Source organism: Gemmobacter sp. LW-1 (assembly GCF_001303875.1).
GTDB classification, from domain to species: Bacteria; Pseudomonadota; Alphaproteobacteria; order Rhodobacterales; family Rhodobacteraceae; genus Gemmobacter; species Gemmobacter caeni.
Map to the genome: position 1 here is coordinate 95,306 of NZ_LJSC01000043.1, position 12,458 is coordinate 107,763.

9 protein-coding genes are annotated in these 12,458 nt (G+C 64.8%); 1 reads left to right on the plus strand and 8 read right to left on the minus strand.

Going from position 1 to position 12,458, the window contains the following annotated elements; genetic code table 11:
• Positions 1-39: 39 nt before the first annotated feature.
• Together AO684_RS11700 and AO684_RS11705 are read right to left on the minus strand one after the other, a co-directional pair.
• Positions 40-537 carry a hypothetical protein gene (locus tag AO684_RS11700; RefSeq protein WP_054302924.1) on the minus strand — a complete coding sequence of 166 codons (498 nt, stop codon included), beginning with the start codon at positions 535-537 and terminating at the stop codon, positions 40-42.
• Positions 538-743: 206 nt separating this feature from the next.
• Entirely contained in the window at positions 744-1,679 is a 936-nt protein-coding gene (locus tag AO684_RS11705) for a hydrogen peroxide-inducible genes activator (RefSeq protein ID WP_054302925.1), read from the minus strand.
• A gap of 166 nt (positions 1,680-1,845) precedes the next feature.
• Between AO684_RS11705 and katG the strand changes: the two genes are divergently transcribed.
• Positions 1,846-4,062, plus strand: coding sequence for a catalase/peroxidase HPI (katG, locus tag AO684_RS11710; RefSeq protein WP_054302926.1), 2,217 nt, complete (start codon positions 1,846-1,848; stop codon positions 4,060-4,062).
• A 52-nt stretch (positions 4,063-4,114) separates the two neighbouring features.
• Here katG and AO684_RS11715 read toward each other — a convergent pair whose 3' ends face one another.
• The 6 genes from AO684_RS11715 to AO684_RS11740 form a co-directional block, all read right to left on the minus strand.
• Complete coding sequence (locus tag AO684_RS11715; protein ID WP_054302927.1) at positions 4,115-4,627, minus strand: hypothetical protein; 513 nt, start codon at positions 4,625-4,627, stop codon at positions 4,115-4,117.
• A complete protein-coding gene (locus tag AO684_RS11720; RefSeq protein WP_054302928.1) occupies positions 4,620-7,457 on the minus strand; it encodes an FAD-dependent oxidoreductase in 2,838 nt (945 codons plus the stop codon). Before AO684_RS11720 ends, AO684_RS11715 begins: the two co-directional genes overlap by 8 nt.
• Complete coding sequence (locus AO684_RS11725) at positions 7,454-7,723, minus strand: sarcosine oxidase subunit delta (protein WP_054302929.1); 270 nt, start codon at positions 7,721-7,723, stop codon at positions 7,454-7,456. Before AO684_RS11725 ends, AO684_RS11720 begins: the two co-directional genes overlap by 4 nt.
• A 10-nt stretch (positions 7,724-7,733) precedes the next feature.
• Positions 7,734-8,987, minus strand: coding sequence for a sarcosine oxidase subunit beta family protein (locus AO684_RS11730; protein WP_054303041.1), 1,254 nt, complete (start codon positions 8,985-8,987; stop codon positions 7,734-7,736).
• Positions 8,988-9,039: 52 nt separating this feature from the next.
• Positions 9,040-11,451, minus strand: coding sequence for an FAD-dependent oxidoreductase (locus tag AO684_RS11735; protein ID WP_054302930.1), 2,412 nt, complete (start codon positions 11,449-11,451; stop codon positions 9,040-9,042).
• A gap of 81 nt (positions 11,452-11,532) precedes the next feature.
• The gene (locus AO684_RS11740) at positions 11,533-12,228 is read right to left on the minus strand and encodes a TetR/AcrR family transcriptional regulator (RefSeq protein WP_200907805.1); all 696 of its coding nucleotides are present in this window, start codon (positions 12,226-12,228) and stop codon (positions 11,533-11,535) included.
• Between the last annotated feature and the right edge of the window lie 230 nt (positions 12,229-12,458).

Consider the following 12,458-nt stretch of genomic DNA (forward strand, 5'->3'; position numbering starts at 1 on the left):
CGGGAGGGAAAGCGCCCGCCAGAAGCGGACGCCGGAACGTCATTGAAAGCCAAGCCGCTCAGAAATTTCGCCGGCCAGCAGGCTTTCGGGGCAGGCGTCGTCGATGATCTGGCCATCCAGCTCGCCAATGGCCTCGGTCACATCCTCGGGCAGGGCCGAGAAGAACCCGTTCTCGCGCGATGCCAGCGCGAAGTAGCGCACATCATCCTGCCGACGGATTTCACCCAGCAGATGAAGCTGCCGCCCCGACCCGCTGTCATAGGCCACCACACGGTTATTGACGCTGACCTTGACCCGGATATCGCCCGAGGCGGTGCCGGTCTGCGCGCGCCCTGAGGTCAGATCGTGGAAGATCTTGCCATCGGGCGGCGGCGGGGCATTGCTGGCAGCGGCCTTGGCGCGTTTACCCGCGCTGTAGGCACCCTGGGTCAGCCGGTCGGCAATCTGGGTAATGGCCCCCTGATTCGCCTGAATCATGCGCCGGGCACGCTCGTCCTCGCGGCGCGGGCCATCGCGCTTCGAAATGATGTCGACCATGGTCATCCTCCCAATGTCCAGTGATCCATATATAAATTCAGCATTTCTGCTTTCTTTGCACCGGCCCTCCCCGCCGGTTTCAGACTACATAATGCCGCAAGCGGTGTCCGATTTTGACGGGTTCTGCCGCTTCTGTGGATCAAACCTACAATGCAGATGTTGCATTCATCAAGCATTTCCGCGTGACGGACAGCGCGTCACCGGCCTCAGCGGCGCCAGCCCGGCAGGGTCGTGAGGCCACTGGCCTGCCGTAACGTCATGCCGCAGTGCCGCACCACTTCGGCGATCTGGAGAAGCTGCGCCTCCATACCGCTGGAGCGTCGCCAGACCATGCCGATTGTCCGCACCGGCTGCGGATCGCGGAAGCGCGCGACCGAGACGGCGGCAGACCGCGTTTCGATTGGCACCGCCATTTCGGGGATCAGCGTCACTCCGATTCCGACCCCCACCATCTGCACCAGCGTGGACAGCGAACTGCCGTCCAGCATCTCGCGCGGCTGGGTCGAGGGCATGTCGCAGAAGGACAGCGCCTGATCCCGGAAACAATGCCCCTCTTCCAGCAGCAGCAGGCGCATCTCACGCAGCATGTCGCGGCTGGGCACCGGCCTGTCGGCATCGGCGATCTGCCGGATCAGCACGAACCGTTCGGTGAACAGGGACACTTCAGTCAGCGCCGGTTCGGAGACCGGCAGCGCAAGGATGGCGGCGTCGATCCTGCCATCGTTCAGTTCCTCGATCAGGCGCGAGGTCATGGTTTCGCGCAGAATCGGCATCAGGCCGGGGAATTGCTGGGACAGCCGGGTGATGACTGCCGGCAGCAGATAAGGCGCAATGGTCGGGATCACGCCAAGCCGCAGCTTGCCCGCCGGCTGACCGCCCGCCGCGCGCGCCAGATCATCCAGATCATCGACGATGGCCAGCATGGCCTGGGCGCGGGTCAGGAACATCTCGCCAAAGGCGGTCAGCCGGATCTGCCGCGGTCCCCGTTCCAGCAGCGGCGTTCCGGCCATTTCCTCCAGTTCCTTGATCTGCATGGACAAGGCGGGCTGGGTCACGGCGCAGGCTTCCGCCGCGCGCCCGAAGGTGCGGTGACGGGCGAGCGCCTCGAAATAGCGTATCTGCTTCAGTGTCAGGCCCTTCATCAGGAAACCTTATATCAGAAATAAGAATATTCAAGTTTCCCTTACAGTGATCCGTGACTAGAATGATTCCAGATTGAAGGCCACCTGCGGGAGGTCCGGGCACCCGCCCGGAAGCTGGCGCCCGATTGATGGCTGATCGCCAACCGCCGATCCTGGGAGGAAAATCATGGACGGAAATACCCCCGCCGGGCGCTGCCCGGTGATGCATCACAGCCTGCCGCAGACCACGCTGGGCGGGCGCGGCAACAAGGACTGGTGGCCGAACCAGCTCAACCTGTCGATCCTGCATCAGCACAGCCCGAAATCAGATCCGATGGGCGCCGGTTTCGATTATCGCACTGAGTTCCAAAAGCTTGATTATGACGGGCTGAAGAAGGATCTGGCGGCGCTGATGACCGACAGCCAGGATTGGTGGCCAGCCGACTGGGGCCATTACGGCGGCTTCATGATCCGCATGGCCTGGCATGCGGCGGGCACCTATCGCACCGCTGACGGGCGGGGCGGCGGCTCGACCGGCAACCAGCGGTTCGCGCCGCTGAACTCCTGGCCGGACAACGGCAATCTGGACAAGGCCCGCCGCCTGTTGTGGCCGGTGAAGCAGAAATACGGCAACCGGATTTCCTGGGCCGATCTGATGCTGCTGGCGGGCAATGTCGCGATGGAGACCATGGGCTTCAAGACCTTCGGCTTTGCCGGGGGCAGGGCCGACATCTGGGCGCCGGAGGAAGATATCTACTGGGGGCCGGAAGGTGAATGGCTTGCCACGTCGGACAAACCGAGCAGCCGCTATTCCGGCGAACGGGATCTGGCGAACCCGCTGGCCGCCGTGCAGATGGGCCTCATCTATGTCAACCCGCAGGGGCCGGACGGCAACCCCGATCCCGTCGCTTCGGGCCGCGATGTGCGCGAGACCTTCGGCCGTATGGCGATGAACGACGAGGAAACGGTGGCGCTGGTGGCTGGCGGCCATACGTTCGGCAAGGCCCATGGCGCGGGCGATCCGGCGCTGGTCGGGGCTGAACCGGAAGGCGGCGCCATCGAGGCGCAGGGCTTTGGCTGGATCAACAGCTTCGGCACCGGCAAGGGCATCCACACCACCACTTCAGGCTTTGAAGGGGCATGGAAACCCAATCCGACCACCTGGGACAACGGCTATTTCGACATGCTGTTCGGCTACGAGTGGGAACAGGTGAAAAGCCCGGCCGGTGCGATCCAGTGGCGGGCGAAGGATGTGCGTCCTGAACACATGATCCCCGATGCGCATGATCCCGCGATCCGGCACGCACCCTTCATGACCACGGCGGACCTGTCGCTGCGCTTCGATCCCATCTACGAACCCATTGCGCGCCGGTTCCACCAGAACCCTGACCAGTTCGCCGATGCCTTTGCCCGTGCCTGGTTCAAGCTGCTGCATCGTGATCTTGGTCCGAAGGCGCTGTATCTGGGGCCGGAAGCCCCGACCGAGGATCTGATCTGGCAAGACCCGATTCCGGCGCGGGATCACGCGCTGATCGACGCCGCCGATATCACCGATCTGAAGGCGCGGATTCTGGCGACGGGCCTGAGCAGCGCCGAACTGGTGGCGACGGCCTGGGCCTCTGCCTCGACCTTCCGGGGTTCCGACAAGCGCGGTGGCGCCAATGGCGCACGCATCCGCCTTGCGCCGCAAAAGGACTGGGAGGTCAACCAGCCCGCGCAGCTTTCCCGCGTTCTTGCCGCGCTGGAAGGCGTGCAGGCCGATTTCAACGCCGCGCAGACCGGCGGCAAGAAGGTCTCGCTGGCCGATCTGATCGTGCTGGGCGGTTCTGCTGCCGTCGAAGCGGCGGCGCTTGCCGCGGGACACCCGGTCAGCGTGCCGTTCACGCCGGGCCGGATGGATGCCACCGAAGCGCAGACCGATGCCGCGAGCTTCGATCCGCTGGAGCCGCAGGCTGACGGGTTCCGCAACTATTCCAAGGCCAATTTCCGAACCGCGCCCGAGGAAATGCTGGTGGATCGCGCCCAGCTTCTGACGCTCAGCGCGCCGGAAATGACCGTGCTGGTCGGCGGGCTGCGGGTACTTGGCGCCAACTACAACGGCTCTGCCGACGGGGTGCTGACCGGGCGCAAAGGTCAGTTGACGAATGACTTCTTCGTCAACCTGCTCGACATGGCGGTGGAATGGCACGGCGCGAATGCGGATCAGACCCGGTTCGAGGGCCGGGACCGCAAGACGGGCGAACTGCGCTGGACCGGCACGCGCGCCGATCTGGTCTTCGGATCGAACTCGCAACTGCGCGCATTGTCCGAAGTCTATGCCCAGTCCGACAATGCAGCGAAATTCGTGGCTGATTTCATTGCAGCCTGGGTCAAGGTGATGGAACTGGACCTGTTCGAGGCCTGATCCACGCCTCCTTGCAATCTTGCCCGGCGCCGTCCTGACGGCGCCGGGTTTTTCAGCGTGCCATGCCGGTCGCGGCGATCCAGTCGAACAGATAGGGCACCAGCCCCCGGTCGACATGCAGCCTCAAGACCCCCTCCACCCTGCACAGGGCGGCATGAACCCCTGCGAAATCCAGCGCGGCGCTGGCGCTGGACAGGCGTGGATCAATCGCAGAGGCACGGGCAAACAGCGCCATGCCGTTCGGTCCCGCGATTTCAAGCACTGCCAGCGCCCCGGTCATCGGCGTCGTGGCCACTCCATCCTGCCAGCCCGCCGTTTCATGATCCTGCCGGACACCAGCCACCAGCATTCTGTGCCGGGCAAGCCGCAGGGCATAGCGCTCGGGTGTGACCTGCCCCAGAAGGCCGACTGCCGGGCCAAGACCCCGGGCCGCGAGAAAGCGGTCTGTAGCGCCGCTGACCATCACCTGAGGCACAGGCGGCAATTGGCGGACAGAAAGCCCCTCGCCCTCCAGCCGGGTATCGGGGGCAGGCGGGGCAGGCCAGAAGCCGGAACGGTCAGGCATTCAGCCGATCTCCCTTCGGATCAAGAAAACAGGGGGCGCAGATCCGCGCCCGGCGACGTTGGCCAAGATGCTGGATCACGATTTCTTCGCCATGCCGGCTGGCACCGCGTTCGATCAGCCCCAGCGCCACCGGATGATCCACCGCCGCGCCCGGAGAGCTGGAGGTAATATAACCGATGGAACGCGGCACTGGTCCCGACAGGTCAAGACCATGCCCCCCCACCGGCAGCAGACCCTGACCATCGGCGGGCAGCAGTCCGACCAGTTGATTGCGGTCCGGGCGCTGCGCCTCTTCCTGAAACAGCGAACGCCGACCGATAAACTCTGCCTTCTTTGTCCGCAGCAGGCCGGAGACGCCAAGATCCATCGGGCGCGTCATGCCATCGGAATCCTTGCCGATGACAATGAAACCCTTCTCGGCACGCAGGATCATGATGGCCTCGATCCCGGCCGGGCCACCACCATGGCGTGCGGCGGCTTCGGCAAGCCGGTCCCACAAGGCCGCTGCGCGATCCTGCCGGACCGAGATTTCATACGAACGGTCGCCCGTAAAACTGACCCGCGTCAGGCGCAGCGCCTCGGCTGCCAGCCAGCGGCTTGTCATATGCGGGAAAGCCGCATCCGAAAGATCCGCCGCGATGCCCGCCGCCGCAATGGTATCGCGAGCGCGGGGGCCAGACACGGTGATCGTGGCGGTTTCTGCTGTGGCGTTGTGGATGAAGATAGCTTTGCGAGGGAACCTGTCCTGCCGCCATTCCTCCAGCAGGGCATGGACGCCAGCGGTATGGGAGGATGAGCAGGACACCACGAACCTGTCGTCATCAAGCCGCACCAGCACACCGTCGTCGAACACCACGCCGCTTTCAGACAGGATAAAGCCATAGCGGCAATGGCCGGGCTTCACCGTCGACATGGTGTTGTAATAGATGAAATCCAGAAACTCCGCCGCATCCGGGCCGATGACCTCGATCTTGCCCAGAGGCGAGGCATCGAACAGCCCGACCGCCTGCCGCGCCATTCGCGCCTCGGTCAGGATGGCCGTTTCGTCCCGGCCATAATGAACGGGACGCAGCCATCCGCCATATTCCGCCAGAACGGCCCCCGCCGCGCGATGCTGCGTCTCCAGCGCGAGGCGGCGCACGGGGTTCATGCGGCTCGCCCCGCGCGGCCCGGCAAAGCTGGCATAGGGCACGGGGGTGAAAGGCGGGCGATAGGTCGTGGTGCCGACCTCGGGAATGGTGCGCCCGGTGATCTGCCCCATCAGCGCCAGCCCGTTCAGGTTCGAGGTCTTGCCCTGATCAGTAGCCATGCCAAGGGTCGTGTAGCGCTTCAGATGCTCGACAGAGACGAAATTCTCGCGCGCGGCCAGTTCGACATCCTTGGCGGTGACATCATGCTGATAGTCCACCCAGACCCGGTCCTTCCGGCCGGGTTCAGGCCAGGCAGGTGTGATGTCGTAAGGCGCGCTTTCGGCGACCGGCGCGGAGGACAGGCCAAGCGCTGCGGGCAGCGCGGCGAGCCCGTCGGCGAGCGTAAAATGCCCGGCGGCAGCACCGATGACAGTGAAGCCCGGAACCTCCGCGCCCGGCAGGAAGGTGAGGCGGCGGTCATCCCAGGCCAGCTTGCCACGCGCCTGCGCAAAAAGGTGGATGCTGGCGGTAAATCCGCCGGAGACCAGAACGCCATCGCAATCTAGCCGCGTGCCATCATCCAGTTCGACCCCCGTCACCTGGCCACGGCCAAAGGCACGGCGGAGGCTGCGGCCTGCCCGCAGATCAACGGTGTCCGGCCCGGTGGCCTGCGGCCTGCGGTCGATCAGGGTCACGCTCGCCCCTGCCGCTGCCATGGCCCCCGCCACCTCGGCGCCCGTTGAGTTGTTGGTCGCGATGACCAGACGGGCGCCGGGCAGGACCGCAAACCGGCGCAGATAGGCCAGTCCTGCCTGCGCCGACAGGATGCCGGGCAGATCGTTCTGCGCGAAGGGCAGGGGGCGCTCGATCGCCCCCGCCGCCAGAACGATGCGATCCGGCCGCACCCGCCACAACGTATCCGGCCGTCCGGCTTCTCCCCTCTGGTTCAGCGCGATCAGACCATGGTCATAGATACCGAAAGCGGTGGTGCGGGTCAGAACCCTTACGCCCAGGGCGGCCAGTTCGGCATTGGCGGCAGGCAGCCAGTCGGCGCCCGGTACGCCGTCGATCCGGGCGTCCCGGTAAAGCAGGCTTCCGCCAATGCGGCTGCCCTCATCGACCAGCATCACCTCGTCACCCCGCCGGGCCAGCGCCAGCGCGGCGGCAATGCCAACCGGCCCGGCGCCCACGACAACCACATCGCAGAAATGGTTTATCTGATCCCCCGCCGGTCCGGTCTGGCCGGTTTCCACCCGGCCCAGACCGGCCATGGCGCGGATGCGCGGCTCGAACAGATGCCAGTCGGGCCACATGAAGGTCTTGTAGTAGAAGCCCGAAGGGATGAAGCGCGCACAGAGGTCGATGAATCCCGTGCGGTCATTGCGCGCGGTCGGGCTCGCGTTGACCGCACGCAGATCGAGCCCGTCGATGGCGGGTTCGGTGGTCACGCGCTGATTGGGGCGGAACTGTCCGTCTCCGGTCACATCGGCATAGATGTTCGGCTCTTCCACACCCGCACCGAACAATCCGCGTGGGCGGCGATACTTGAAGCTGCGGCCAAGGACGGGCTGGCCCGAAGCCAGCAGGGCGGATGCCAGCGTATCACCATGGAACCCGGAAACCGCCTGGCCGTCGAAAGTGAAGCGCAGCGGGCGCGTGCGGTCGATCTCGCCCCCGCGGGGCAGGCGGCGTGCAGTCATGGCCGGCCCTCCGCTGCGGTCAGCGCCTGGCCGGGGGCGGCCTCCATCGTCAGGGTATCGCGCCGCAGCGCGAAGATCTCGCCACAGGTCATATGCAGCCAGATCTCCTCCGAGGCGCCCTTGGGGTTGTTGCGGAAGTGCAGGTATTGCGCCCAGACTTCAGCCGAAACCTCGGGGCCTTCGGGGCGGTGATTGCCCAGATCGCCCCCGAAGTGGAATTCGTATTCGGGCCGGGGGCCGCAAAACGGGCAGGAAAAGATCTGCATGGATGATGCCTCAGTGTGCGATGCCGGAACCTGCGGCCTCGTCGATCAGGCGGCCGGTGGCAAAGCGGTCCAGATCGAAAGGGCGCGAGATATCGTGATGGATGCCGGTGGCCAGAAGGTGTGCAAGCAGGGTGCCGCCCGCCGGGATCGCCTTGAACCCGCCGGTTCCCCAGCCGCAGTTCAGGAACAGGCCCGGCAGCGGGCTTTCCCCCAGGATGGGCGAACTGTCGGGCACCACATCCACGATCCCCGCCCATTGCCGCATCAGCCTGAGCTGGCGGAAGGCCGGAAACATCTCGACCAGACCTGACAAAACCGTTTCCAGCACCGGCAGGTTGCCACGCTGACCGTAAGAGGGGATGCGATCCAACCCGCCGCCCACCACCATTTCGCCCTTGTCGGACTGGCTCGCATAGGTGCCCGCGCCGGGGGACAGGACGATGGTATCAAGCACGGGTTTCACCGGCTCGGACACGCAGGCCTGCAGCGCGTAGGATACGACGGGCAGGCGGAACCCGGCCCGTGCTGCCATTTGCGACGAATGGCCCGCCACCGCCATGCCCACACGATCCGCCCGGATCGTGCCGCGACTGGTGACGACCCCCCGGCAGCGTCCGCCCTCGATCAGAAAATCCTGCACCTCGCATTGCTGGAGGATGTCGACCCCGAGACGGGAGGCCGCGCGGGCATAGCCCCAGGCCACCGCATCGTGCCGGGCCGTACCGGAGCGGCCCTGCCAGACCCCACCAAGCGCCGGATACCGGGCCTTGTCGGAAAAATTGTAGATCGGCAGCACCCGCCGCACGTCCTCGGGGCCGAAAAGCTCGGCATCGGTGCCGTTGATCTGCATGGCGTTCACCACGCGGGCGGACATCTCCATCTCGGCGGGGGTATGGGCGAGGCTGATCATGCCGCGCTGCGACAGCATGATGTTATAGTTGAGCTCGCGCGACAGGCCCTCGTAGAGCTTCAGCGACATGTCATAAAGCCGCACGCTTTCCGGGAAAAAATAGTTCGACCGCACCACCGTGGTGTTGCGCCCGGTATTGCCGCCGCCCAGCCAACCCTTTTCGATCACCGCGACATTGGTGATCCCGTGGGTCCGCGCCAGATAATAGGCCGTGGCCAGGCCATGACCGCCGCCGCCGATGATTACAACATCATAGCGCGGCTTCGGCGCCCGGCTTTCCCAGGCGCGGACCCAGCCCTTCTGGTTGTTGAGACCCTCTTTCACCAGAGAGAGGGCCGAATAGTGCCTTGTCATCACGATCTTCCGGCTGTGAGAGGCCCCGCCTGCGGGCGGCGGGGCAGGGCGGTCAGGCGCGCAGCGCCGATCCTTCAGGGTCATAAGGCGAGGGCGGAATGACCCGCGCCGTCACTTCCTGGCCCACGATATGCAGGCTGAGCGCGGTGCCGGGCGCCGCAACGCTGCGGTCGACCATGGCCATGGCAAGGCTCTTGCCGATGGTATGGCCATAACCGCCCGACGTGACAAAACCGACCAGCCGGCCATCCTGCCAGACGGGCTCATATCCGGTGGCATCGGCATCGGTGGCGTCCACTTCCAGCGTCACGACGGTGCGCGATGAGGGCGCGTCGCGTTCGGCCAGCGCCGCCGTGCGCCCGACAAAGCCTTCGCGGGTCCAGTCAATGAACCGCGACAGCCCGGTTTCGCCCGGCGTATAGCCCTGGGTGAATTCGCGCGACCAGATGCCGAAGCTCTTTTCCAGCCGCAGCGACAGTACGGCGTTGAAGCCGATTTCGCGGATGCCGAACGCGGCGCCCGCCTCAAGCAGCATCTTGCGCAGGCTGGCATGTTCCAGCGCGCCGACGTTGATCTCGAACCCCAGTTCGCCCGTGACCGACATGCGGGCTACGCGGGTGCGCAGCAGCCCCAGATCCACCTGCGCCAGCCCCATGAACGGCAAAGCGCGGGAGGACAGGTCCTGATGGCTGAGTTTCTGCAATACCTCGCGGGAGCGGGGGCCGGTCACAGCGAACCCCCCGACCGAATCCGAGATGTCGCGCAAGGTGACACCGGCGGGCAGGGTGCCCTCGAACCAGCGCATGTGCCACTGACGCAGATAATACGATCCCATGATCCACCAGGTGCCATTCCCCCAATTCAGCAGGGACAGATCGCCCTTCAGCTTGCCATCTTCTGACAGCATGGGCGCAAGGCCCGCCCGGCCCGGCTTTGGCAGCTTGCAGGCGAAGGTGCGCGCCAGCCAGGCTTCGGCCCCGGGGCCGCTGACCTCGTACCGCGAAAAGGCGGTGATATCGAGAAGCGCCACCCCCTCGCGCGCCGCCCGCGCTTCGGCCCCGACAAGATCGAAAGCATTCGACCGTTTCAGCGAAGGCTCCTCCCGGAACCCGGCCGGTGCGAAATACAGCGGCTGTTCCAGCCCCCAGCCCGAACCCCACTGACACCCGGCGGCAGTCATGTCGGCATAGGCACCTGGCGTTTTCAACACGCGGCCAGCCGGAAGCTGCTCGTTCGGGTAGGACATGACGAAGCGGCGCGAATAGAATTGTCCGGTGGTCTGACGGATATATTCGCGGTTCGAGGCAAAATCGCCGTAGCGCGCAATATCCATGCCAAAGATATCGGCCTGCGGCGCGCCGCTGATCATCCATTCAGCCAGCGACTTGCCGACGCCGCCACCCTGCAGGAAGCCCGCCATGACCCCGCAGGCGACCCAGTAGTTGCGCAGGCCGCGCACCGGCCCGACCAGCGGATTGCCGTCAGGCGAGAAGGTGAAGGCGCCGTTGACCCAGCGCTTGACGCCCGCTTCGTTCAGGCAGGGAAAGCGCTGGAACCCGAGGCCGAGTTCATGTTCGATCCGCCCAAGGTCTTCCTGGATAAGCTCGATACCGAAATCCCAGGGTGCGCCCTCCATGTGCCAATGCTTGAAGTCGCGTTCGTAGATCCCCAGAAGCAGGCCCTTCTGTTCCTGCCGGGTGTAGGTAAAGCCTTCCAGATCGACGATCAGCGGGATTTCTCCCTGCATCGCCACCAGTTCGGGGATCGCTTCGGTCACCAGATAATGATGCTCCATCGGCGTGACCGGCAGGTCGACCCCCGCCATCCGCCCCACCTGCTTGGCCCAGAGACCACCGGCATTGACCACATGCTCGGCGATGATCACACCCTTGTCGGTGACAACCTCCCATTGGCCATCCCCACGCTGGTTCAGACTTTCGACCTTCGTATGTTCCAGGATGTGCGCGCCCCGGTTTTTCGCGGCGCGGGCATAGGCATGTACCACCGCCGATGGGTCGATATGGCCTTCGCGGTCGCTCCACATGCCGCCGATGATGCCCTCGGTCGAGATGATGGGGCAGCGGCGCCTGATCTCCTCCGGCCCGATCAGTTCCACATCTTCGATCCCGAGCGACTGGAAGGTGCGATAAGCCGATTGCAGCCACTCCCACCGCGCCGGGGCCGAGGCGATGGAAATGCCGCCGGTCATGTGCATCCCGATATTGATGCCGGATTCCGCGCCCACCTCGGTCAGCAGGTCGATCGTATAGGCCTGAAGTGCGGCGATGTTGGGATCGGCATTCAGCGCATGAAAGCCGCCTGCGGCATGCCAGCTTGACCCGGCGGTCAGCACGTCCCGCTCGACGATGGCCACGTCGGTCCAGCCGAATTTCGCAAGATGATAGGCAACCGAGGCGCCGACCACGCCCCCGCCGATGATGACGACCCGATAGTGATTCAGCATGGTGAGCCTCCCTGATTTCAGGAAGGTGACATGCCCGTACACTTATGTCCAGAGTTTCCGAGGGGCTGCCGTTACCGCCGCTCAGTCGCCTCCCTTGTCAGCCATTTTGGCCCGCAGGGGCACGAAGAACTTTTCCTCAATACATTTCGACAGATGTGCACGATGCGCGGCCGTCGGCTCCTGTCCCGAGAAGATGTGCAGATAGGCGGGACCGCGCGAGAACCGGACCTCCGGGGCCTCGAAATCCTCCAGCGTATATTGCCCGATCTGCGTGTAATACAGGGTGCGCGCGCGGATCAGAGCCTCCTCTTCGGGATAGGCATAGCGCAGGAACATGCGGCGCAGGGCATCTACCCTGATTCCATCAGCCTGGGTCACGACATCGCGCACCTCTGCGGAACGTCGCGCCCAAAGACGCACCGCCATGTCCAGCGCCGGGCTGAACAGCGTTTCATCCAGCCAGCATTCAAAGACATTGATCACCGCGAAAATGACATCCGGCGCCGGGCGCATCGCGCGTTCGATGATCGGGCTGGTATTCTTACGCAGCCAATCGTCCAACATGGCTTGCTGCAATGCCTCGCGGCTTTCAAAATGCCAGTAAAAACTGGATCTTGCGACGTTCAACTGCTTGGACATGATCTGGATTTTGACATTGTCAATGCCTTCGTCGACAAGGGTCCGCAGTGCCAGATCCAGCCAGTCCTGTCTGGTTCGCCGTTCGGCCCGGTCTTCGGCATCGTCAACCTGCACCCCTGTCGCATCCCTGTCCCGCACGCGCCAATCCCTGATTGTTCCCGTTTCTGCGGCCAGAATACGCGGGGCCGGCCGCAGGGCGCAATGCCCGAAGCATCCGGCGGCAGTTTGCGCGCTACTGCCAATAATTTCTGTGGACACAAGTGTGCGGAGAAGGGTAACAATTTTGTCAAGGCGGCGTCATGTGGCGGTGCAGGTAACGGAATCGCAGCGGCCGGCAGCGCGGCACGCGCGCCGGATGCCGCGCCCTG

Excerpts from the sequence above, each read along its gene's own strand:
- AO684_RS11700 (WP_054302924.1), bottom strand. The coding sequence starts at position 537 with ATGGTCGACATCATTTCGAAGCGCGATGGCCCGCGCCGCGAGGACGAG.
- AO684_RS11705 (WP_054302925.1), bottom strand. The coding sequence starts at position 1,679 with ATGAAGGGCCTGACACTGAAGCAGATACGCTATTTCGAGGCGCTCGCC.
- katG (WP_054302926.1), top strand. The coding sequence starts at position 1,846 with ATGGACGGAAATACCCCCGCCGGGCGCTGCCCGGTGATGCATCACAGC.
- AO684_RS11715 (WP_054302927.1), bottom strand. The coding sequence starts at position 4,627 with ATGCCTGACCGTTCCGGCTTCTGGCCTGCCCCGCCTGCCCCCGATACC.
- AO684_RS11720 (WP_054302928.1), bottom strand. The coding sequence starts at position 7,457 with ATGACTGCACGCCGCCTGCCCCGCGGGGGCGAGATCGACCGCACGCGC.
- AO684_RS11725 (WP_054302929.1), bottom strand. The coding sequence starts at position 7,723 with ATGCAGATCTTTTCCTGCCCGTTTTGCGGCCCCCGGCCCGAATACGAA.
- AO684_RS11730 (WP_054303041.1), bottom strand. The coding sequence starts at position 8,987 with ATGACAAGGCACTATTCGGCCCTCTCTCTGGTGAAAGAGGGTCTCAAC.
- AO684_RS11735 (WP_054302930.1), bottom strand. The coding sequence starts at position 11,451 with ATGCTGAATCACTATCGGGTCGTCATCATCGGCGGGGGCGTGGTCGGC.